Source organism: Pseudomonas sp. NY15356 (genome assembly GCF_048068175.1).
In the GTDB taxonomy this organism is placed as follows: domain Bacteria; phylum Pseudomonadota; class Gammaproteobacteria; order Pseudomonadales; family Pseudomonadaceae; genus Aquipseudomonas; species Aquipseudomonas putida_K.
In genome coordinates this window covers 44,130-65,253 of the sequence record NZ_JBLUPW010000026.1, presented here as the reverse complement: position 1 = coordinate 65,253, position 21,124 = coordinate 44,130, and the positions used below count along the sequence as shown (strand labels likewise).

The 21,124-nt window shown below is 59.8% G+C and carries 18 protein-coding genes and 1 tRNA gene; 8 read left to right on the top strand and 11 right to left on the bottom strand.

Annotation, left to right across the window (positions count from 1 at the left end; genetic code table 11):
* Positions 1–255 precede the first annotated feature (255 nt).
* Complete coding sequence (locus tag ACNFCI_RS18980) at positions 256–618, bottom strand: plasmid mobilization protein (RefSeq protein WP_253093117.1); 363 nt, start codon at positions 616–618, stop codon at positions 256–258.
* Positions 619–992: 374 nt separating this feature from the next.
* Here ACNFCI_RS18980 and ACNFCI_RS18975 point away from each other — a divergent pair, with 374 nt between their 5' ends.
* From ACNFCI_RS18975 to ACNFCI_RS18960, 4 genes are all read left to right on the top strand, one after another.
* On the top strand, positions 993–1,226 hold the full coding sequence (locus ACNFCI_RS18975) for a TraK family protein (RefSeq protein ID WP_366518784.1): 234 nt from the start codon (positions 993–995) through the stop codon (positions 1,224–1,226).
* The gene (gene trbJ / locus ACNFCI_RS18970) at positions 1,223–1,954 is read left to right on the top strand and encodes a P-type conjugative transfer protein TrbJ (protein WP_253093116.1); all 732 of its coding nucleotides are present in this window, start codon (positions 1,223–1,225) and stop codon (positions 1,952–1,954) included. The genes ACNFCI_RS18975 and trbJ overlap by 4 nt, the downstream gene beginning before the upstream one ends.
* A 193-nt stretch (positions 1,955–2,147) precedes the next feature.
* Positions 2,148–3,719 carry a P-type conjugative transfer protein TrbL gene (gene trbL, locus ACNFCI_RS18965; RefSeq protein WP_253093115.1) on the top strand — a complete coding sequence of 524 codons (1,572 nt, stop codon included), beginning with the start codon at positions 2,148–2,150 and terminating at the stop codon, positions 3,717–3,719.
* Between the two features lie 2 nt (positions 3,720–3,721).
* Entirely contained in the window at positions 3,722–4,042 is a 321-nt protein-coding gene (locus tag ACNFCI_RS18960; protein WP_253093114.1) for a hypothetical protein, read from the top strand.
* 550 nt (positions 4,043–4,592) lie between these two features.
* On the opposite strand, the gene ACNFCI_RS18955 is transcribed toward ACNFCI_RS18960, so the two are convergent.
* Both ACNFCI_RS18955 and ACNFCI_RS18950 read right to left on the bottom strand, forming a co-directional pair.
* Positions 4,593–5,345, bottom strand: coding sequence for an ABC transporter ATPase (locus tag ACNFCI_RS18955; protein WP_253093113.1), 753 nt, complete (start codon positions 5,343–5,345; stop codon positions 4,593–4,595).
* A complete protein-coding gene (locus ACNFCI_RS18950) occupies positions 5,332–6,210 on the bottom strand; it encodes a helicase RepA family protein (protein WP_253093112.1) in 879 nt (292 codons plus the stop codon). Before ACNFCI_RS18950 ends, ACNFCI_RS18955 begins: the two co-directional genes overlap by 14 nt.
* A 324-nt stretch (positions 6,211–6,534) precedes the next feature.
* On the opposite strand from ACNFCI_RS18950, the gene ACNFCI_RS18945 reads away from it, so the two are divergent.
* Positions 6,535–7,509: a LuxR family transcriptional regulator gene (locus tag ACNFCI_RS18945; protein WP_253093111.1), complete on the top strand. Its 975-nt coding sequence runs from the start codon at positions 6,535–6,537 to the stop codon at positions 7,507–7,509.
* Here ACNFCI_RS18945 and ACNFCI_RS18940 read toward each other — a convergent pair.
* The 6 genes from ACNFCI_RS18940 to rpsU form a co-directional block, all read right to left on the bottom strand.
* Positions 7,424–8,539, bottom strand: coding sequence for a site-specific integrase (locus ACNFCI_RS18940; protein ID WP_253093110.1), 1,116 nt, complete (start codon positions 8,537–8,539; stop codon positions 7,424–7,426). The genes ACNFCI_RS18945 and ACNFCI_RS18940 overlap by 86 nt on opposite strands.
* 126 nt (positions 8,540–8,665) lie before the next feature.
* Positions 8,666–8,742: transfer RNA gene (locus ACNFCI_RS18935), tRNA-Ile, on the bottom strand.
* A gap of 15 nt (positions 8,743–8,757) precedes the next feature.
* On the bottom strand, positions 8,758–12,501 hold the full coding sequence (locus ACNFCI_RS18930; protein WP_416768106.1) for a bifunctional diguanylate cyclase/phosphodiesterase: 3,744 nt from the start codon (positions 12,499–12,501) through the stop codon (positions 8,758–8,760).
* 159 nt (positions 12,502–12,660) lie between these two features.
* Positions 12,661–14,514, bottom strand: coding sequence for an RNA polymerase sigma factor RpoD (rpoD, locus tag ACNFCI_RS18925; protein ID WP_084856205.1), 1,854 nt, complete (start codon positions 14,512–14,514; stop codon positions 12,661–12,663).
* Between the two features lie 67 nt (positions 14,515–14,581).
* On the bottom strand, positions 14,582–16,564 hold the full coding sequence (gene dnaG, locus ACNFCI_RS18920) for a DNA primase (protein ID WP_084856203.1): 1,983 nt from the start codon (positions 16,562–16,564) through the stop codon (positions 14,582–14,584).
* 283 nt (positions 16,565–16,847) lie between these two features.
* Entirely contained in the window at positions 16,848–17,063 is a 216-nt protein-coding gene (gene rpsU / locus ACNFCI_RS18915) for a 30S ribosomal protein S21 (protein WP_003255575.1), read from the bottom strand.
* Between the two features lie 205 nt (positions 17,064–17,268).
* Here rpsU and tsaD point away from each other — a divergent pair, with 205 nt between their 5' ends.
* Entirely contained in the window at positions 17,269–18,294 is a 1,026-nt protein-coding gene (gene tsaD / locus ACNFCI_RS18910) for a tRNA (adenosine(37)-N6)-threonylcarbamoyltransferase complex transferase subunit TsaD (protein WP_084856201.1), read from the top strand.
* A gap of 16 nt (positions 18,295–18,310) precedes the next feature.
* Here the strand turns inward: tsaD and plsY are convergent, their stop codons facing one another.
* Positions 18,311–18,880 carry a glycerol-3-phosphate 1-O-acyltransferase PlsY gene (plsY, locus tag ACNFCI_RS18905; RefSeq protein ID WP_084856199.1) on the bottom strand — a complete coding sequence of 190 codons (570 nt, stop codon included), beginning with the start codon at positions 18,878–18,880 and terminating at the stop codon, positions 18,311–18,313.
* Positions 18,881–18,954: 74 nt separating this feature from the next.
* Between plsY and folB the strand changes: the two genes are divergently transcribed.
* The gene (folB, locus tag ACNFCI_RS18900; RefSeq protein ID WP_084856197.1) at positions 18,955–19,311 is read left to right on the top strand and encodes a dihydroneopterin aldolase; all 357 of its coding nucleotides are present in this window, start codon (positions 18,955–18,957) and stop codon (positions 19,309–19,311) included.
* Positions 19,302–19,811, top strand: a complete 510-nt coding sequence (gene folK / locus ACNFCI_RS18895; protein ID WP_084856194.1) for a 2-amino-4-hydroxy-6-hydroxymethyldihydropteridine diphosphokinase — start codon at positions 19,302–19,304, stop codon at positions 19,809–19,811. Before folB ends, folK begins: the two co-directional genes overlap by 10 nt.
* Positions 19,812–19,940: 129 nt before the next feature.
* On the opposite strand, the gene ACNFCI_RS18890 is transcribed toward folK, so the two are convergent.
* Positions 19,941–21,068 (bottom strand): multifunctional CCA tRNA nucleotidyl transferase/2'3'-cyclic phosphodiesterase/2'nucleotidase/phosphatase, encoded by a 1,128-nt coding sequence (locus ACNFCI_RS18890; RefSeq protein ID WP_416768105.1) that lies wholly within the window; start codon positions 21,066–21,068, stop codon positions 19,941–19,943.
* Between the last annotated feature and the right edge of the window lie 56 nt (positions 21,069–21,124).

Here is a 21,124-nt window from a genome sequence, read left to right as displayed (position 1 = left end):
TTTTCGTCACAAATAATATCGTTAGATATTTCCTCTAACAATTTCATTGCGTAGGGTCGATTCTTTTGTAGTAGTTCAATAAAGTATCGTTGGTGTGCAAGGTCTTTCAATTGCAGTTCTCTATAGTCCATTTTTTATTTCTAGTACAGGATATTAAGCTTCGGTCGCAATTTTAGAGTTGGGTTCCAACCGGCCGCGTGCATATCCCGCATCAACTAGTTCGGGCTGTCGCCTGCGTTACCTCAGGGTCCTTGCTTAGGCTTTCCTAACTATTCGTGACATGATGGCAAGAATCTCAGCCTGCAGCTTTCGGAAGTCATTCATCGTTGCTTCCACGTCCATCGGTCTTGCTCCTTCGCCGCGCTTTTCTGCGAGCCAGAGTTTTAATAGTCCCGCGACCCTTCCCAGATCGCCATTTACTTTGCACAGATCGGCAACCGCGCGCAGGTCAACGACGGATCGTATGGGAGTGTTGCGGCCAACAGCCGTAAGGTACCCGGACAGCGATAGGTTGGCCTGACGGGCCTTATCCTCGATCTCTGAGCGCTCGTCTTCCGACACCCACACCTTGATGGGCGGCAACTCCCGTCGAGGGGTAGGCTTTTGATCTTTTAACATATTGTCTTCTCCAGCTTTCAATAGTCGCGGCAGCGACGGTAAGCCTCGCAGAGCAAGATCCGTCGAACCGCAGGTGAGTAAGGGGCGGTGTTGGAGGTCGTAGCTGCGAAGCAGCGTAGGCCTACAACACACATCTTGCCGGCTTGTTGTAAGCGATTAAAGGAAATTTAAACCCCAAAATCTACCATCTGAATTAAATTTCACTAAATTGCTTAAAGTTGCCTTGAGTTGCCTTGAGTTGCCTTGAGTTGCCTTGAGTTGCCTTGAGTTGCATATGGTTGCGTCCGATTTCATTAGCTTTCGCTGCTCAGCTATTCAGTGTTTTCTTAGATTTTCATTCGTGCTAAAACCAATTGCATTAGCAGGGGGAGCCGATGCGAAGTGATAGTCTAAAGCGTATCAAGAGAAGAGGTGGGCGCGCCGAATTCTTCTCGATCAAGGAAGAGTTGGAGGCGAAAATACTGCTTGGTTACACGCTTAAAAATCTTTACGCCCAATATGTTGATAGATTTAGTTTTGGATATGTTCAGTTCACACGATACGTATCTCGCTACTGCAAGAAATCAAGGTCATTTGTCATGACGGGCTCACATTGGAGACAAGAATGAAGAAAGTATTTAGATTAATAGCTGCGGTTTCTGTTTTTATCTTTACGCAGCAGAATGCTTTCGCTATCTACTGCGCAAATTGTTCTACATTTTATCAGCAAATGTTTGAATATGCGGAGCAGGTCAACACGGCGCTGAATACGGCCGAGCAGTTACAAACGCAGATTCAGCAGTATCAAATTATGGTAACTCAAGGTAGGGGCTTGCCCGATTCGGTGTTCGGCAGCATCGCGGCCGATCTTAAAAACGTAATGAAAATCTACGATCGCTCGCAGGCGTTGGGCCGCCAAATCCAGAATATGGATTCGCAGTTCAACACGGCTTTCCCCGGCTTCAATTCGTACCTGAATCAAGTTGCCAACTCGGCTGAGTCACTGGCACAAGATCGCTATCAGACTTGGTCTGAGCAAGGCCGCGATAACGTGAAAGCTGCGCTAGAAGCGGCGAACCTCAATACCAGCACCTTTGAGTCTGAGGGCGAGCAGCTTGACCGCATGATGATCCGTTCACAGTCAGCTGTGGGCCGGATGCAAGCACTTCAGGCGGGCAACGAAATAGCCTCACAGAACGTACAGCAGTTGCAAAAGCTGCGCGATTTGGTGGCTACGCAAATCAACATGCAGGGCAACTATCTGGCTCAGCAGGGGGACCGTACAGCAGCCAGCGAAGCTACCGAACAGCAGTTTGAAGCGCGCAAAAATACACGCGGCGGCGTGAAGGGGTACTGAGAATGACTGTTTCGAAATGGCTCATCGCGTTGATCTGCTCCGGCTCTGCACTAACCGGTTCTATGATCACTGCGGCGGTTCAACGCAACAGCGAGTGCACATCGGTGGCGGAGCAGAAACAGCAACACCGCGACGCTGATGCCTCGTTTGAAGCGCGACCGAACACTCGCGGCGGAGTTAAGGGGTACTAGTTATGGATCGTCGCCTACTGTTCTTCCTCGTCTTGGCGGGTGTATTCGTGAGCGGAGATGCAATGGCCGCGACCGACCTTTCCCATGCCGACACTTCGGTCCAAGGCCTACTCGACCTCGTTTTGCAGCAGTCGCACCAGTGGTCAGGAAAACTGTATGACTACGCGATCAGATTATTCTGGCTGTTGGCCTCGATTCAGTTCATCTGGACGTTCATGCCTCTAGTCATGAAGCAAGCCGACCTCGGCGAGATTGTCAGCGAGCTACTGCGGTTCGTCCTGGTGGTCGGTTTCTTCCTTGCCGTTATGAAGTACTCGGTGGAATGGTCATCTGCCATTGTCGATAGCTTCCGCGATGCGGCGGCATCTGCGAGCGGCCTCGAGCGCCCGTTAGAACCCGGCGATATGCTGGCGGTTGCGCTGGATTTTGGCCGCACCATGGTGAAGGGCATATCTGTGTTTTCGCCGGCCAAAGGAATCCTGATCGCAGTTTGCGCAATCCTTGTATTGGCGTGTTTCGCCTTCATCGCTGCATTCATGTTCGTAACGCTCGTAGAGTCTTACGTAATCATCAATGCTTCGGTGCTGTTCTTTGGCTTTGGCGGCTCACAATGGACGCGTGATTTTGCAATCGCTCCAATGCGTTTCACCGTCGCAATCGGAGCCAAGCTGTTCGTCTTAACGCTGATTGTCGGCCTAATCGTTCAGTCGGCCAAGCAGTGGTTGACCGCCTACACCAATGACGAAGCATCGTTGATGACGATGGTTGGTCTGGCCTTGGTGTGCTGCTATCTGACAAAGACCATTCCTGACCTGATCGGCGGCATGATAAGTGGCACCTCGATGGGGGGTGGCTCAGCCATCGGTGGTATGGCGGCGGCTGGTGCTGCCGGTGCAGCGGCGGCAATCGCGACCATCGCCACCGCCGGGGCGGCCGCTCCTGCCGCTGCCGGTGCTCTCGGTGCTGCTGGCAGCAGTGGTGCTGCCGGTGCAGCGGGTGCCGGTGGCATCAGCAGTGGCGGTCTGGCAGGGGCTATCAACTCCAGCTTTGCCGGTGGTGCCGCTTCGTCTGTAGGTGGTGCAACGTCCTCCGGCGTGGGGGCCAACACTGGCGGCGGCGCAGCGACCAAGGGGGCAAGCTCCGCAGGTGCGAGGACTGGCGGTGGTGCAGCTACCCCATCGGCTACGCCCAGCAACGGCGTCCAACAGGCCGCTAAGCAGGCGAGGAAGGCCGCGCAGAGTGGCGATGACAATGATCAAAAAGCGGCACCAAAGGGTGGGACTGTTAGTTCCGGCAACGCACTGTCCCAAGCGGCCAATGGTGGGGCAAAAGCACTCGGCGTGATCGCCTCGCTGTCAGTGCCCGGCATGGAGAATGCGCACTCAGTGTCTCTTGGTGCTGGTGTTCCAACATCAGCTCTCGGCGAAGCCAGATCGACCACAAGCGCAGAACCGCCTGGGGAAACGATAGGCGGGGAATCCAACGTCATCCGACCAGATGAGGACACCAGCTCGAATCTGGGGCGCCTCGACGTTCCGAGCATGGCCACGAGCAACGACCAACCGGAGAAATAACCATGAATGAAATTCTGATATTCGCTGGATTCGTAGTTCTCACTTCGACCTCGGCCGTCGGTCTGTGGGCGCTCGGCCGATATCTGCGTAGCAAAGGTTATGGGCCGCAGCTGGATAAGCTGAATCGCCAATTCACGGCCATACAGCTTCGAATCAGACCGCTTGCCTTGTCTGCCTCTTATCGCATGTTTGCGGGCACGCAGATCCTGAATCGTCTACCTCTCCTGGGAAGTAAGAGTAGCGTCGCTCTGAACCATCAAGTGTTGATTGCCATTCAGGCCGTGCAGGAAGCACAGAAACGAGAGAAGCCCAACAATCGCTAATTGCCGACCAGCCTCCTAGACAACCCCGCCTATGTGTGGGGTTCATTCCAATCCAGCCTCTCCTGTCTCGTAGCGAGCTTTAGGAGGATCGCAGGACCACCTCCACCATCTACACGGATAAAGGCCATCCAAAGCTCAGGGCTTTGTCATTAGTAATACGCACGGACTTTGAACAGTCTGATACGCCCACCTTACAGGCTCTGAGCTGCGTCTTGAGCGACACTCGACCCTGACATCACCAGACCCCTTGATGAGCGCAATGGAACGGCCTACGGCCACCTCTCGTCGTTTTAATGTCTATTTAGATTTTGCAGAGGGGGCTACATGCCAGGCTCGAAGCGGTGGGTGTACGACGGGACAGCTTCTTCTTTTGGTGCCCAAGGGCCGTAGGCCTACTGGCAAGGCCGGACCGCGCCTAAGCGCGGGCTGCGCCGCGCAGAACTGAATATCCTGAATATCCTGCCAAGTCCGAGCGGGTGTGCGACGTTTCGGGCGGGTGTGCAACGCTATCGGGCGGATGTGCAACGCTATCGGGCGGGTATGCGACGCTTCAAGCTTCACCAGTACCTTTTTTCTTAACCCTCACGCCGTCCAGAATCAGGCCTAACGCTTTCAACTCGGCGGCGTCTTCCCTCAACCTGTACCGCGCATCGCGCATCGCCTTACTCTGCATCGCACCGGCCACAGCCACGATGACGGTGTCAAGATACCAGCCACCTGACGGCTCAAACTTGTGGCTCAAAACGTGCCGCGCAACCGCTTGGCTAATGCCATGCTGGAGACGGGCAATGGGGGCCGGGTCGTAGTACAAACTCAAATCATGCTCAAGTAGCATTACCAATGCTACGCCAAGCCGCACCCGCCACAGATTTCGCTCTCCCCTTGTAAGCGGATCAAGCCGCGTCATCGGCGAAGGGATAACGTGATCGATCAATCCGCCGATTATTGGAAAATCGAATTGTGGCGTTTCGATTGTGATCGTCGCAGCTCGCAGTTCGGCCAACAGCTTTTCGATCTGTGTAAAGCTGTAGCGGCTGTCGGACAGTGTTTTTCTCACCCGAGCGGGGTCTACTAGAAGCTCCACCCCGCCATCAGAAGCATCGCGCCGCCGTTCAGCGCAATACAATATCGCTTCGACTATATCGGCGTGTCTCTGGCCTAGTCTGCCTGTCACACGGCAGCGACCGAATGACGTATCGGCCCAGTCACTCTCCCGTAATCGAGGGCGCTGGCTAGGTTGATAGAGCATCACGCGCGCCTGCGCGCTTGTACTGGTGGGGGTCACTGCATTACCACCGCTCATCGTCGCCTCCATTGACGATGTGCAGAGTTCCTCCCCTCTTCGTCTCCAGCAGTTCCACTGGTACAAGGACGCCGCCGTCATGGCGCTTGTACCATTGATCGACTGGGGTGGCGTCGTAGTTCTGTTTGCTAACACCGAAGCGGACAAACAAGCTCCTTCGGTCATTGCCGATCGGCTGTCGATCATAGGCGCGGTCGCTGAGGGTCTTGGCCTGTTCCTCTGTCATTTTTGCGACGAAGCCGCACCAACGGGCGTTGTCGATCAGGGCGGAGGCGCCCCGCGCCGCCTGCTGCTGGTCAGTCTGCCCCTCACGGGCACTCCCTTTGCTGACGTGATGCAAGTACAGGACGGATGCCCCAGTGCTCGTCGCGACGCACTCCAGCGTGGCGACAAGTCGTGCCATATCGCCGTTGCTGTTTTCGTCCCTATCGTGAATCCGGCTTAGAGTATCCAGCACGATCAAGCGTGCACCGGCGCAGAATTCGATAACGCGGGCAAGATGCTGGCCATCCATCACGTTCATCCGTATGCCCATGATGGGCTGGACGATCAGGTTCTCCGCGATGGCTTCACGTGCCCGCTGATTCAGGTGCTGGCCGATCGCATGGATTCGGCGGACCAGTGCGACTTCTGGGTCTTCTCCAGCGAAATACACCACGCGGCCAGCGCATGTAGGACCAAGCCCTACTAGATCACCACCGGCAACGCTGCATGCGATCGACATGGCCGCTTCGAGTGCCCAATAGCTCTTCCCGGTGGCTCCTGGGGCAACCAAAGCTCCTACTGTGCCAGCGAGGAAGCCGGGCCATATGAAATCAAGCACCGGCGGGTCACTTTCAAAAGCTGCGGTTAGATCGATGGTCATCAAATACGCCCCTCATCTTCGAATGAGTCTGCGCTAAGGACCTCAGCAATTTGAGAGGTCCGGAAGTAGACTCTGCGGCCTATCTTCAGACGGGCTCTGTTGATAGGGAGGGTCCAAGGGTTTTGCGTTCTCAGGCTGATTCTTAGGCCATCTGGTGAGCGATCCAAGATCGTCGCCAACTGAGGCAAGCTCAATAGTGGTCCAAATCGCTCCAAAAGGTTTTCTTCGATACCCATCGCTCATCTCCATTTGTGATCGGATTTATCCGTATCGTAGGGAGGGCACTGGTTGATAACATTCTTTTAATTGGTCATTATGGTTGACATGAGCGCAAGCGAAACAGAAATCCCAGTCTGGCCAAACTGTTCACCGATCATGGAAGCGGCGGTGCGAGAGCTCGTCGCAAACTGGCGGCCGTACTCAAGCAGCGCGAGACGTTTTCCGATACGCAGGCTGATTGAGCAACTGATCGACCCGGCTATCGCGCTGCTGTGTGTCGATGCGGTGTTTCAGCGATACATGTTGGGTGCACCGGGAACTACCGCCCTGAGTGATCTGATACATTCAATTCACTACAAGGGAGCTATGCAGGCTCAGCGAGTTCTGATCCGTCAGTACATGAGCGCGACGCGTCATACTCGAGAGCAATCGAGAGAGGTGATCGGGACGCTTGAAACATTGGTGGAGGTAATCGGAGCGTGCGGCCGCAAGCGTCCTGCTCGCTCACGATGTGCCGTTGAGGGAGTAACTCAAAATGCGCAGCGCAACAGAGAATTTTGTGAGGTGTGCGGGCAGCCGTCTGAACTCGCTCATCTGATCAATACAGGTGACTGGCCTGAAAGCGCCGATACAGACTACGCCCTGCACCTCAGTAATCGGTATTGCGCTTCCCATCGACCTCGGCATGCTGATGGGACTTGGAATCCGCAGTATCAACGGGCAAAGCGCTCAAAGAATCTCTTTAATCTCGAACTGGCCCGGCTCACAGAACAAAGTGCTCAGCGCACTCCGTCACCGAAGCACGACAACCCTGCTGCTGAACTTTTTGCTTTCCATATCACGCATAGCAACGGTCTTACCGCCGCAGATGAAGGTGCACTGCGGGAGCAAGCGCGCCTAATGATTGATGCTCGTCTGACGGACGCCAAGAAACAGATGCTGATTCTTCGGGCGTCCGGTTTGAACCAGAGCGAGATTGCTCGGAGGATGGGCATTAGTCGTCAGGCAGTGTCGAAGGCGCTGGGGTCGATTCCTTCTTCTTTCCAGTTCGACGACGCGTCAGAACATCCAGTTCATTGACTAGGTCTTCAGCTCGTAGATGGGTATAGCGTCGGAGCATTTGCATTGATCTGTGGCCGCTGATGGCGGCGACCTTTTGGTCGCTGAGGCCACCTTCTACTAAACGGCTGACGGCTTCATGACGCAAGTCATGGAACCTGAAATCGGCCAGCCCGAGATTTTTCTTGATGTCTAACCAGACCTTGTTGAAGTTGTAGGGGCGACGTTTACCGTCTTTGCCAGGCTCACCGAAGAAAACCAAATCAGAGTCGAGTGGACGAATCGGGTTGGCCAGTGCCTCGCGGAAAGCGGCGGTGGCATCGGTTGTCAGTGGGACGGTTCGATGCTGCGTGTTTTTGGTATCAAGCAGGCGGACGATACGGCGCGCTAGATCTACCTGACCGCGGCGCAGGGTTGTGATTTCGGAAGAGCGCATGCCAGTTTCTAGTGCGATGCGCACGATCCAATTCAGCATGGGATTGCTGTGCTTTTTAACCGCAGCAATGAGTTTTCGCTCTTCATCAGCGGTAAGGCGGCGGTCACGTCCTTCTCCTGGGCTTGGCTTCCTGATGTTCAGCACAGGATTGAACGTCAGGCCTAATCCCCATTCTTGAATGGCCACTGTGAACAGGTGGCTCAGCAGCGCTAGCTCCAAGCGCACTGTATTGTTGCTGGTTGGCTGACCGCGTGTGGTAAAGGTGGAAAGACGTTTATCCCGGTAATCGGCTATCACTTCGGCAGAAAGTGCAGCGAGCGAGTATTTACCCAGCCCATTGATTAACTGCTTCGCCTTGGTGGTCTCCGCCCGCTGAGTCGTTGGTTTCTTCGTCGGCGTGATTTCCCTTAGATATCGCTGCAAGGCTTTTTCAAGCGTCAGGCGCTCGGACCCGCTGCGCTGGATATACACACCCCGCACCATTTCATCTTCGGTGCGTCGTGACCAATCTTCGGCGTCGCGCTTGGTGCGGAAAGTTTTGGCGTTGGTCGGCCATCCGGTTTTGCGGATGATGGCCTTCCAGGTGCCGGCAGGGGTTTTGACGATTGTGGCCATCTGAAGGACTCCAAAGGCGTGCAAGCGAAGCCGCACTGTACCTAATTTGTACCTTTGGACCATAGGACTGATCCGGCTGCCACAAACCCAAAAAGCCGAAAGCCGCGTAGTACGCGGCTTCAAGGTTGGTGGGCCCACACGGACTCGAACCGTGGACCAAAGGATTATGAGTCCTCTGCTCTAACCAACTGAGCTATAGGCCCCAGAGGTGGCGGGGATTATAACGAGGGTTTGAGGTGGGTGCCATCTGAAAGATCTGATAGTGCTATACGAAGAAAGGTTGCTGCGAACTCCTCCGGGGGCAGGGGCGGGCTGACGATGTAGCCCTGGATCTGCTCACAGCCTTCGATGGCCAGGAAGTGCTGCTGATCCTGGTTCTCCACACCTTCGGCAATGATGGTCAGCTGCATGCTGCGGCCCAGGGCGATGATTGCGCGGGTAATGGCAGCGTCGTGGGGGTCGTCCGGCAGGCCGCGGATGAAGGACTGGTCGATTTTGAGGATGTCCAGTGGCAGGCGCTTGAGGTAGCTCAGCGATGAATAGCCTGTACCGAAGTCGTCGATGGCCAGTTGCACGCCCAGGTCCTTGAGCTGGTGAAGGATGGCCAGGGCTTCTTCGGCCTGGCTCATGATGAAGTTCTCGGTGATTTCCAGCTGCAGGTCGCCGGCCTTGAGCTGGTACACCTTGAGCAGGCGTTCGATGCGCCTGGCCAGGCTCGGTTGGCGCAGCTGGGCGCCGGCGAGGTTGATCGACAGGGGGCCGAACGGCTTGTAGAGGGCCTTCCAGGCGAACATCTGGCGGCAGGCCTGTTCCATCACCCAATCGCCCAGTTGGAGAATGGTGCCGTTCTCCTCGGCCAGGTGGATGAACTGTTCCGGCGGTACCTCGCCGAAGGTCGGGTGCCGCCAGCGAACCAGGGCTTCGGCGCCGACCAGGCTTTGGCTCTTGAGGCTGAACTTAGGCTGGAAGCACAGGCTCATTTCGTGACGCTCGATGGCGCGGCGCAGTTCGTGCTCCAGGGCAATGCGCTCGCTGGCCTGGGCGGTGAGGTCGCGGGTGTAGGCTTCGACGCGGTTGCGACCCTTGGCCTTGGAGCGATACATGGCGGCGTCGGCATTGCGGATGAGGCTGGCGACGTCGCTGCCGTCCTGGGGATAGAGGCTGATGCCGATGCTCGCGCTGGTGAAGAACTCATGTTCGCCGGCCTGGAAGGGCGCATGGAAGCAGGCCAGCAATTTGTTGGCGATGGCGTTGGCATCGCTGGGGCGATGCAGGCCGGGCAGGAGGATGATGAATTCGTCACCGCCCAGGCGGGCTACGGTGTCGAGGTCGCGTACTTGTTCCTTCAGGCGGTGGGCGATACTTTTTAGCAACAGGTCGCCCACGGGGTGGCCTAGGCTGTCATTGATGTGCTTGAAGCGGTCCAGGTCGAGGAACAGGACCGCGCCCTGGCGATTGGCCTCCTGGGCGCCGCTGAGGGCAGCCTGCAGGCGGTTTTCGAACAGGGCGCGGTTGGGCAGACCGGTGAGCGGGTCGTGGTGGGCCTGGTAGTCGAGCTTGGCCTGGGCAAGCTTGAGGCTGGAGATATCGGCGAACACAGCGACGAAGTGGGTGATCTCATGCTCGCGGTTGCGCACGGCGCTGATGGTCAGCCAGCCGGGGTAGAGCTCGCCATTCTTGCGCTTGTTGTAGATTTCTCCCTGCCAGTGGCCTTCGGCGGTGAGCTGGTGCCACATGGCGGCATAGAACGCGCTGTCGTGCTGGCCGGAGGCAAGCAGGCGCGGGGTCTGCCCGAGGGCTTCTATTTCGCTGTAGCCGGTGATTTCGCTGAAGGCGCGGTTCACCGCGCTGATGCGTTGCTCCGGGTCGGTGATCAAGACGCCTTCTGCGGTATTCTCGAATACGGTGGCCGCCAGCTGCAGTTTTTCCTGCATCAGGTTGCGCTCGGTGATGTCGCGCACGATGGTCAGCATGCAGTCGGTACCGGCGATCGGCAGCGGTCGGGCTGACAGCTCGCACAGGCGAATCTGCCCGTCGCTGCGGCGTATGTGGCAACTGAAGTCACGTACGAAGCCGTCACGCTGGAGCTGATCGACCAGGCGCTTGCGTTCGTTGAGGTCGACCCAGATGCCCAGGTCGAGGGAGGTCTGGTCGCTGGCAGGATTGATGTCGTAGCCGGTCAGGCGGCAGAAGCCTTCGTTCGCCTCCAGCAACAGGCCGTCACTCTGACGTGACAGCAGCAGGCCGTCGGGGGAGGCGTGGAAGGCCTTGGCGAACTTCTCCTCCGAGGTTTGCAGTTGTTGCTGGGTTTCCTTCAGCTGGCTGATGTCCCGCACGGCCACCACCAGCGCCCGGGTGCCATCGAGTTCGAACGTTTCAGCGGAGACCAAGCCGGTGAATATTTGGCCGTTGCTACGTCGGAACCGGGTCTCCAGATTACGGATGGCACCGCGCTGCAGGCGCTCCAACAGGACGGGCCCGGCACCTGCGACTGCCCAGAGGTCCAGCTCAGTGGCGGTGCGACCGATCACCTGGCTCGGGCTCAGGCCGATCTGCTCTTCGAAGGCTTCGTTGACCTCCAGCAGGCAGCCATCGCTGTGCCGGGCGATCACCAGGATGTCCGGGCATTGTTGGAACACCGAGGCGAACTTCTGCTCCGACAGGCGCAGGGCATCCTCGGTACGCTTGGTTTCGCTGATGTCGATCATCAGGCCGCGCAGCAACGGGCGGTGCCCATGTTCGATCATGCTGACGATATTGCGCACCCAGAGGGCCTGGCCATCGGCGCGGATCACCCGATAGTCGAGGCTGTGGTCGCGTCCGGCGGCGGTCTCGCTGTCGCAGAAGGCTTGGGCCCAGAGCGCATCCTCGGGGTGCAGGATGCTGCGCCAGAACCCTGGCTTGAGCCAGTCGCCCAGGGGGTAGCCGAGCAGATCCTCGGCATGGGGGGAGACGTAGCTGTAGGTGAAATCGTTGGCGTCGGCTTCCCACGCGATGGCCGACAGGCTTTCGACCAGGCTGCGGTAGTGGTACTCGCTGCTGCGCAGTTCCTGCTCGAGCGCGATACGCCGGGAGATTTCCGAGCTCAGGCGCCGGTTGATGCGGATCACCACGGCGAGGATGGCCATCAGCAGCAGGACTGCGGGCAGGCCATAGAGCAGCAGGTCGTTCCAGAACGAGCGTTGGTCGACGACATTGCCAACCCAGCGTTGCTGGATCTGGTTGACTTCGCCAGGACTCATGTCTGCTATGACCTTGTCCAGAATACCGATCAAGACCTTGTTGCCTCTGGGCGTGGCCATGGCCAACTGATAGCGGTAAGGCGTCTCGCCACTGACGTACAGGCCTTCGAGCTTGAGTTGTCGCAGGGCCCAGATACTCGAGGCGAGGTCACCGACCACAGCGTCCACTTCATCGGTGGCCAGGGCCTGGAGGGAGGAGCTGACGTTGGGCAGTGCGACGAGGTTCAAGTCCGGATGGTGCGTGCGCAGCAGCTCATGGGGCGCGTAGTTTTCCACCACGGCGACCTTGAGCCCGTACAGTTCCTTGAGTGTGCGGGGCTGTGGCCCGCCGTCATGGGCCAGGATGACGATGGGGAAGTCCAGGTAGGGGCGGGTGAAGGACAGGTAATTCTGGCGTTCCGGTGTCGACATGATGCCAGGGAGCAGGTCCAGGCGGTTTTCCTTGGCTTGCAGCAGGACGTCGGTCCAGCCTCTGGGCTCGACCGGTTTGAGCTGGATGCCCAGGCGTTCCTCGATCAGGGCAACGTAGTCGGCGGCCAATCCCTGGTAGCGGCCCTCCTGGTCGCGGAACTCGAAAGGTGGCCAGGAGGCATCGATACCCAGACGTAGCTGGGGGTGGGCGCCGAGCCAGGCTTTCTCTTCATCCGTCAGGGTCAAGGCGCCGGCCGTTGTGGTCCAGAGAAGCAGGATCGACAACAGAAGGGCCGGCACAAAGGACATAGCGGCCTCTCGTTCAAGGGGTATGAATCGAGTGTAGACGGGCAAAGCGTGCCGGGTAATTCAGTTCGCGGGTCAACCATCGCGATGCAACGCCATGCCTGCAGCCCAGAGGGGGCGCTGGCTGAAAAGAAAAACCCCGGCCTGGGCCGGGGTTCGTCATCACTCGTCGAGGAAGGAGCGCAGGTGCTCGCTTCGCGTCGGGTGGCGCAGCTTGCGCAACGCCTTGGCTTCGATCTGACGGATCCGCTCGCGGGTCACGTCGAACTGCTTGCCGACCTCTTCGAGGGTGTGATCGGTGTTCATGTCGATGCCGAAACGCATGCGCAGCACCTTGGCTTCGCGTGCGGTCAGGCCCGAGAGCACGTCACGGGTGGCTTCCTTGAGGCTTTCGACCGTGGCCACGTCGATCGGGGACTGCATGGTCGAGTCCTCGATGAAGTCGCCCAGGTGCGAATCTTCGTCGTCACCGATCGGGGTTTCCATGGAGATCGGTTCCTTGGCGATCTTCAATACCTTGCGGATCTTGTCCTCAGGCATTTCCATGCGCTCGCCCAGCTCTTCCGGAGTCGGTTCGCGACCCATTTCCTGCAGCATCTGGCGGGAAATGCGGTTGAGCTTGTTGATCGTCTCGATCATGTGCACCGGAATACGGATGGTGCGCGCCTGGTCGGCGATCGAGCGGGTGATCGCCTGGCGGATCCACCAGGTGGCGTAGGTCGAGAACTTGTAGCCGCGACGGTATTCGAACTTGTCCACCGCCTTCATCAAGCCGATGTTGCCCTCCTGGATCAGGTCCAGGAACTGCAGGCCACGGTTGGTGTACTTCTTGGCGATGGAAATCACCAGACGCAGGTTGGCCTCGACCATTTCCTTCTTGGCGCGGCGGGCCTTGGCCTCGCCGATCGACATGCGACGGTTGATTTCCTTGATTTCGGCAACGGTCAGGCCGGTCTCGGTCTCGAGGTCGATCAGTTTCTGCTGGCAGGCGACGATCGCGGCGTCCTTCTCACCCAGGGCGGCAGCCCACTTGGTGTTGCGCTTGGCCAGGTCGCCGGACCAGGTTTGGTCGGTTTCATTGCTTGGGAACAGGCGCAGGAAGTCGGCGCGTGGCATGCGGGCATCACGCACGCACAGCTGCATGATGGCGCGTTCCTGGGCGCGCAGGCGCTCCAGGGCGCTGCGCACGCGCTCGACCAGCGCGTCGAACTGCTTGGGCACCAGCTTGATCGGCATGAACAGGTCTGCCAGGGCCTGGAGGGCTTCGATGCTCTCCTTGCCGCTGCGGCCGTGCTTTTTCAGGATCTTGCTGGTGGCCTGGAGCTGGTCGGCGACGGCGCCGAAACGCTGACGGGCAACTTCCGGGTCCGGGCCGCTTTCGCCCTCGTCCTCGCTGTCGTCACCGCTTTCTTCGCTGTCTTCCTCTTCGTCTTCTTCTTCCTTGGCAGCCGCGGCCTTGGCGCCAGGGATCGGCACTTCTTCGGTCGGGGCGGCGATGTTGTCGTCAGGGTCGATGTAACCGCTGAGGACATCGGACAGACGGCCACCTTCGGTGGTGACGCGGTCGTATTCGCTGAGGATATAGTCGACAGTACCCGGGAAGTGGGCGATGGCGCCCATGACTTCGCGAATGCCTTCCTCGATGCGCTTGGCGATTTCGATCTCGCCTTCGCGGGTCAGCAGCTCGACGGTACCCATTTCGCGCATGTACATGCGCACCGGGTCGGTCGTGCGGCCGATATCGGTTTCAACTGCCGCCAACGCTGCGGCGGCTTCTTCGGCTGCGGCTTCGTCGGTGTCGGCTTCCGCCAACAGCAGGGCATCCGCATCCGGAGCACTCTCGAATACGTTGATCCCCATGTCGTTGATCATGCGGATGATGTCTTCCACCTGTTCCGGATCTGAAATATCCTCAGGCAGGTGGTCGTTGACCTCCGCGTAAGTCAGGTAGCCCTGCTCACGGCCGCGGGTGATCAACTCTTTGATACGAGATTGCTGTTGCGCTTTTCCGGACATAACACCCTATCCACTGAAGGTCTTGGCGGGCAAAAAACAAGCCGAGGATTATACCCGAGCATGGACCTCACGCGCCAGATGAGGTCGGGGTTTGTGCGGGAACATTCCGGCTCAGCAGGGCAAGGAGCTGCGATTTTTCCTCGCTGCTCAATTCGCTTTGACGTGCTTTCCTGAGCAGATGTTCCAGGCTGCGCTCGCGTTGGCGGGCGGACAAGCTAGTTATAGTGTCGAAAAACTGTTGTTCAAGGTTGTCGGCATCGATCAGCCATTCCTTTTCCGCCAGGGCCCGCAGCAGCCGGCCTTGTTCGGTGCCGTGCCAGCGTGCGATCAGTTGCATTGAGCTTAGCTTAGGATTCTTCTGCGCGGCTTCGATCAAGGCCACCAGCAGCTGGCTGTAGAGGTGCTCTTCGTCGGCGAAATGGCTGGCATCTTCCACCTTGCCGGCCAGCAGCGGGTAGTGCAGCAAGGTGCGCAGCGCCGACAGCGTCGGCGGCTCCACCGGTGCGGGCACCCTTGGCGGCGCTTCGCCGCGATGGCCATCACGTTGCCAGGGCTTGCCGCCTTTCTTGTCCCAGGGCTTGCCATCCCATTGTTTCTTGCCGCCTTTGCTGGGCGTCCATGGGCGCTGTTCTTGCTGGGCGGGCGCATGGTCGTACGGGTGCGCCTCGCTGTAGTCGGGGGTGTAGCTGGCCATGGCGTCGTAGTCATAGCCGGGGTCGTAATCCGGGGTGCTGGGGGCTGGTGCGTGCTGGGCCAGCTGTTCGACCTGTTGTGGATCCAGCCCGGTGATTTCCTTCAGGCGGTTGCGCATCAGCTGGCGCAGGTTGGCACCGGGAATCTTTTCGATCAACGGTGCGGCCAGGGTCGCCATGTGCGCCTTGCCTTCCAGCGAACGCGGGTCGGCCTCGTTGCCCAATTGCTCGAAGAAGTAGTCCGCCAGTGGCTGGGCGTGCTGGTTGATGCGGGCCATGAAGGCATCGGTGCCTTCTGCGCGCACCAGGCTGTCCGGGTCTTCGCCTTCGGGCAGGAACAGGAAGCGGGCACGGCGGCCGTCCTGCAGACTGGCCAGGGTTGACTCCAGGGCGCGCCAGGCAGCCTTGCGGCCGGCCTGGTCGCCATCGAAGCAGAACAGCACGCTCGGCACCACGCGGAACAAGCGCTTGAGGTGCTCTTCGCTGGTGGCCGTGCCCAGTGTCGCCACCGCATTGCGCAGGCCTTGCTGGGCCAGGGCGATGACGTCCATGTAGCCCTCGACCACGATGATCTCGTCGAGGTTGCGGTTGTGCTTGCGCGCCTCGTACAGGCCGTACAGCTCTTGCCCCTTGTGGAACACCGGGGTTTCCGGAGAGTTCAGGTACTTGGGCTTGTCGTCCCCGAGGACCCGGCCGCCGAACGCGATGACCCTGCCACGGCTGTCGCGGATAGGGAACATCACGCGGTCGCGGAAACGATCGTAGCGCTTGCCGCTTTCGGCATTCTCGATCAGCAGGCCTGCATCGATCATCACCTTTTGCTGCAGGCTGTCCGCGCCCAGGTGCTTGAGCAGATTGTCCCAGCCCGGTGGAGCGAAGCCCAGGCCGAAGTCACGGGCGATTTCGCCGGACAGGCCTCGGCCCTTGAGGTAGTCCACCGCCGCCTTGCGGGTCGGGTGGCTGCGCAGCGCCTGGCGATAGAACTCGGCGGCGGCTTCCAGCAGCGGGTAGAGGGGCGAGTCGGTGGGCTGGCGGGGCTTCTGCCCGCGACGGCCTTCCTCCCGAGGGACCTCCATGCCGGCGGCCCGGGCCAGCTCTTCGACCGCCTGGGGAAAGTCCAGGTTGTCGTGGTCCATGACGAAGCCGAGCGCGTTGCCGCCAGCACCACAACCGAAGCAGTAGTAGAACTGCTTGTCGGGGCTGACGGTGAAGGAGGGGGTTTTCTCCTTGTGGAACGGGCAGCAGGCGGAAAGGTTCTTGCCGGTCTTCTTGAGCTGGATACGCGAGCTCACCACATCGACGATGTCGGTGCGGTTGAGAAGGTCGTCAATGAAGCTTTGGGGAATCAGCCCGGCCATGGCAGTCTCGTCATCTGGCAGCTGGCAAGTCTAATCGCTACGCGCCGGTTGAGGGCGAGCAGTTGATGCGGGAGATGTGAGGAAAAGTGTGCTCGTCAGCCACGAATGGCTCGTCAGTCAGGACGTGCACGACTGGTCGGGGACCAGTTCTGACGTGTTCAGGCAGGTTGCCCATGCGCTGTTGCGAAGGGCGCCTCTGGCCGAGGCCGGAGGTTTGAAGCAACTGCTGCCATCAGCCCGGCACGAGGCCGGGCGGGCAGAAGCTTTGCGTTGAACGCCTGTATCAGTACAGACGAACGGCGCGGCGCTGTTCGCGCTGAACCTTCTTGGCGTGACGCTTTACAGCGGCAGCGGCTTTGCGCTTGCGCTCGGCAGTCGGCTTCTCGTAAAACTCGCGGCTACGAACTTCAGCCAGTACACCGGCTTTTTCGCAGGAGCGCTTGAAACGACGCAGAGCTACGTCGAAGGGTTCGTTCTCTTTAACTTTGACGGCTGGCATCCAGGGCTACCTTAATTCATTACCGGGGTAGACGTGCTCCTGGCAAAACAAAAGGTGTGCTGGAGAACGTCGGTTTTCAAGGGTTGCGGATGTTAACCCTTAGCTGGCCGGAATGCAAAGCCTCTGATCGAAAACCGCTGGTCGGCATGTGGTACGGAGACTATCATGCGCGCCTTCGAATTCAGCCTCCACAAGGCACGGACCCATGCTAGTACTGGGATTGGAAACATCCTGCGACGAAACTGGCGTCGCATTATACGACAGCGAGCGCGGCCTGTTGGCCGACGCGCTGTTCAGCCAGATCGACCTCCACCGCGTCTATGGCGGCGTCGTGCCGGAGCTGGCCTCGCGTGATCACGTCAAGCGCATGCTGCCCCTGATCCGCCAGGTGCTGGCCGAGGCTGGCTGCGTCGCCACCGAGATCGATGCCATTGCCTACACCGCCGGCCCCGGTTTGGTCGGCGCCCTGCTGGTCGGCGCTTCGTGCGCCCAGGCGTTGGCGTTCGCCTGGGATATCCCGGCGATCGGTGTGCACCACATGGAAGGCCATCTGCTGGCCCCCATGCTGGAGGAGACGCCTCCGGCGTTTCCGTTCGTCGCCTTGTTGGTGTCCGGCGGCCACACCCAGCTGGTGCGGGTCGATGGCATCGGCCAATACGAACTGTTGGGCGAGAGCCTGGACGATGCGGCGGGCGAGGCATTCGACAAGACAGCCAAGCTGATCGGCCTGAACTACCCGGGAGGGCCCGAGATCGCTCGCCTGGCCGAGCAGGGGGTGCCCGGGCGCTTCGTGTTCCCGCGGCCGATGACCGATCGTCCGGGCCTGGAATTCAGCTTCAGCGGCCTCAAGACCTTCGCCCTGAATACCTGGCAGCAATGCCGCGATGCCGGCGACGACAGTGAGCAAACCCGTTGCGACCTGTCCCTGGCATTCCAGCAGGCGGTGGTGGAGACTCTGACCATCAAGTGCAAGCGCGCCCTCAAGCAGACCGGCCTCAAGCGCCTGGTCATCGCCGGCGGCGTGAGCGCCAACAAGGCCCTGCGGGCCTCGCTGGAAACCATGCTGGCCAGCCTCAACGGCAATGTGTACTACGCGCGCCCCAAGTTCTGCACCGACAACGGCGCCATGATCGCCTACGCCGGGTGCCAGCGCCTGTTGGCCGGGCAGCGTCAGGACCTGGCCATTGCCGTACAGGCGCGTTGGCCGATGGAGCAGTTGCCGGCGGTGTGAGGCGGTGTGTGCAAGGTCAAAAATGCCGTTCGCGCCCGGCGAACAGGTCGCGTAGATTGCTGCGATGGCGCCAGACGATGAGTACCGTGAGCACGGTGATCGGCAACAACGCCTCGGGCTCGCGCCAGGCCAGCAATGGCAGGGTCAGCGGGGTGGCGATCAGCGCGGCCAGGGAGCTGGTGCGGGTGAGGTAGAAGGTCAGCAGCCAGGCGGCGATGGCCAGCAGCGCGGCGGGGAAGTACAGGCCCATGAGCATGCCGGCTGCGGTGGCCACGCCCTTGCCGCCCTTGAAGCAGAAGTACAGTGGGAACAGGTGGCCGATCACCGCGCAGAGCCCGACCCAGGCTTGCTCCTGCAGGCCCAGGCCGGCCAGCTGGGCCAGCAGCACGGGCAACAGGCCCTTGCACAGGTCGCCCAGCAGGGTCAGGATCGCCAGCTTGCGGCCTGCCAGGCGTAGCATGTTGGTCGCGCCGGCGTTGCCCGAACCACTGGAGCGCGGGTCCGGGCTGCCGCTGAGGCGGCTCAGGACAATGGCGAAGGACAGAGAGCCGAGCAGGTAGGCAAGCAGCGCCAATAACCAAAACATGCTAACTATTCCGGGCGAGGACGCCCTGATTCTAACGGCGCCAGTCGCCCTTGTCGTGCTGTGGAGAGAAGTGCTTGGACAGAGTGTTCATCGAAGGCCTGGAAGTCGATACCGTCATCGGTGCCTATGACTGGGAGCGGGATATTCGCCAGTGCCTGCGCCTGGACCTGAGTTTCGCCTGGGACAATCGCCCGGCGGCTGCCGGTGACGACCTGGCCCTGGCCCTGGACTACGCCAGTGTCTCGGCGCGTGTCCAGGCATTCGCCGAGCAGGCCCGTTTCGAACTGGTGGAAACATTCGCCGAGCGCCTGGTCGCGGTATTGATGGAAGAATTCAACATTCCTTGGGTGCGCCTGAAGCTGACCAAGCCAGGTGCCGTACCGGCGGCCCGTGGTGGCGTTGGCGTGGAGATCGAGCGCGGATGTCTCTGAGTACGGTTTACCTGGGCTTGGGCAGCAACATCGACCGCCAGACGCACCTGTGCGCCGGGCTCGATGCCCTGGCGGGCTTTCTGCAGGGCATGCGCTGCTCACCGGTGTTCGAAAGCCAGGCGGTGGGCATCAAGAGCGGGCCGTTCTACAACCTGGTGGTCACCGGGCAGACCGACCTGCCGCTGCTGGAGCTGGATCGTCGGCTCAAGTTCATCGAGGCGGACAACGGCCGTTATGCGCCTGAGCGCAAGGGCTTGCCGCTGGATATCGATGTGCTGATGTATGACGACCTGCTGGGAACTTTCGACGGCCTGGTGCTGCCCAGGGCCGAGATCCTCAAGAATGCGTTCGTGCTCTGGCCGTTGTCGTTGATCGCGCCGCAACTGGTGCACCCGGGCGTCGGCAAGACGATGGGGCAGCTGTGGCAGGAAGCGGATATCGACCAGGCGTTGGCACCGGTGCCCTTCGAGTGGCGTGGGTTGCAACTGACCCGGATGTGAAGGCCCAATCGCCGGCAAGCCAGCTAGCTCCCCCACAGGTACGGCGGTGTTTCTGACAACAGCGCAGGACAGGTGAGAGCCGGCTTGCCGGCGATTGCGGTTGTATAAACGCGAAAAAAAACCCGAAGGTTACCGGCGCTTATAGGCTTCGAGTGCTTCCAGGCGTTGCGCCTTGATTGCTTCCCCCAGCGCTTGCCCGGCCAAGCCTTTCTCCACCAGTGGTTTCACATCCACTGCTTTGGCAGCGGCCGCCGCGTCGCGCAGGTAATCGGCCTGCGGGTAAGCCTGGTCGTTCCTCTGACCACGCGCCTCCATCTCGCACGCAGCAATGAAATCCTCGAAGCGCTGCGGGCGACGGTACACGTCGAACTTCTGCAGCAAGTCCAGCAGGCTGGCAGCGCTCAGTGCCTTGGCGTTGTGGCAAAGGGGCTGGCACTCATTGACCAGGGACGCGAGCTCCTGGCATTCCCTGGGGGCCTTGAAGCGCTGGTTGACTGCCTTGACCTGGCTCGGCTCGCCCAGCCCCTGCAGCAGGCAGGCCCAGCGTACATTCAGTGGCTGTTGCGCGCGAGCCGCTTCTCGTAGTGCTGCCAGCGGGTCTGGTCGCTGCGCGTCGAACAGTGCATTGATCTCCGGCATCAGTTCCTTGAGCGCATCGCAATCGCGCAGCACCTGGATGAACACCTGGGGCTGGTCTTCCATCAGGGCTCGCTCGATTTCCTTCCAGCTGCGCTCGGCCGTCAGTGCTTGAAGCTCGCCCGATGCGCTGATCTGGCGCATCAGCTCGAGCGTCTCGCCGGCGACATGGAAGCCCAGCGGGGCATAGCGGGCCGCGAAGCGGGCTACACGCAGGACACGCAGGGGATCTTCGGCGAATGCTGGAGAAACATGGCGCAAAATGCGTCGATCGAGATCTTCCTTGCCGTTATACGGGTCGCACAGATTGCCATGCGCGTCCTCTGCCATGGCATTGATGGTCAGGTCCCGGCGGACCAGGTCTTCTTCGAGGGTGACCTCGGGGCTGGCATGGAAGGTGAAACCGCCATAGCCGCGCCCGCTCTTGCGCTCGGTGCGCGCCAGGGCGTACTCCTCGCCGGTGCGAGGGTGGATGAATACCGGAAAATCAGCCCCGACCGGGCGATAGCCCAGGGCTTGCATCTGTTCGACCGTGGCGCCGACCACCAGCCAGTCGATATCGCTGACCGGGCGCCCGAGCAAGCGGTCGCGCACGGCGCCACCGACCTTGTAGATCTGCATGTAGAACCTCCATTACTGCCCACAGCATACCCTGTCGGCAGTAAGGGAGGGCTGTT

Excerpts from the sequence above, each read along its gene's own strand:
- ACNFCI_RS18980 (WP_253093117.1), bottom strand. The coding sequence starts at position 618 with ATGTTAAAAGATCAAAAGCCTACCCCTCGACGGGAGTTGCCGCCCATC.
- ACNFCI_RS18975 (WP_366518784.1), top strand. The coding sequence starts at position 993 with ATGCGAAGTGATAGTCTAAAGCGTATCAAGAGAAGAGGTGGGCGCGCC.
- trbJ (WP_253093116.1), top strand. The coding sequence starts at position 1,223 with ATGAAGAAAGTATTTAGATTAATAGCTGCGGTTTCTGTTTTTATCTTT.
- trbL (WP_253093115.1), top strand. The coding sequence starts at position 2,148 with ATGGATCGTCGCCTACTGTTCTTCCTCGTCTTGGCGGGTGTATTCGTG.
- ACNFCI_RS18960 (WP_253093114.1), top strand. The coding sequence starts at position 3,722 with ATGAATGAAATTCTGATATTCGCTGGATTCGTAGTTCTCACTTCGACC.
- ACNFCI_RS18955 (WP_253093113.1), bottom strand. The coding sequence starts at position 5,345 with ATGAGCGGTGGTAATGCAGTGACCCCCACCAGTACAAGCGCGCAGGCG.
- ACNFCI_RS18950 (WP_253093112.1), bottom strand. The coding sequence starts at position 6,210 with ATGACCATCGATCTAACCGCAGCTTTTGAAAGTGACCCGCCGGTGCTT.
- ACNFCI_RS18945 (WP_253093111.1), top strand. The coding sequence starts at position 6,535 with ATGAGCGCAAGCGAAACAGAAATCCCAGTCTGGCCAAACTGTTCACCG.
- ACNFCI_RS18940 (WP_253093110.1), bottom strand. The coding sequence starts at position 8,539 with ATGGCCACAATCGTCAAAACCCCTGCCGGCACCTGGAAGGCCATCATC.
- ACNFCI_RS18930 (WP_416768106.1), bottom strand. The coding sequence starts at position 12,501 with ATGTCCTTTGTGCCGGCCCTTCTGTTGTCGATCCTGCTTCTCTGGACC.
- rpoD (WP_084856205.1), bottom strand. The coding sequence starts at position 14,514 with ATGTCCGGAAAAGCGCAACAGCAATCTCGTATCAAAGAGTTGATCACC.
- dnaG (WP_084856203.1), bottom strand. The coding sequence starts at position 16,564 with ATGGCCGGGCTGATTCCCCAAAGCTTCATTGACGACCTTCTCAACCGC.
- rpsU (WP_003255575.1), bottom strand. The coding sequence starts at position 17,063 with ATGCCAGCCGTCAAAGTTAAAGAGAACGAACCCTTCGACGTAGCTCTG.
- tsaD (WP_084856201.1), top strand. The coding sequence starts at position 17,269 with ATGCTAGTACTGGGATTGGAAACATCCTGCGACGAAACTGGCGTCGCA.
- plsY (WP_084856199.1), bottom strand. The coding sequence starts at position 18,880 with ATGTTTTGGTTATTGGCGCTGCTTGCCTACCTGCTCGGCTCTCTGTCC.
- folK (WP_084856194.1), top strand. The coding sequence starts at position 19,302 with ATGTCTCTGAGTACGGTTTACCTGGGCTTGGGCAGCAACATCGACCGC.
- ACNFCI_RS18890 (WP_416768105.1), bottom strand. The coding sequence starts at position 21,068 with ATGCAGATCTACAAGGTCGGTGGCGCCGTGCGCGACCGCTTGCTCGGG.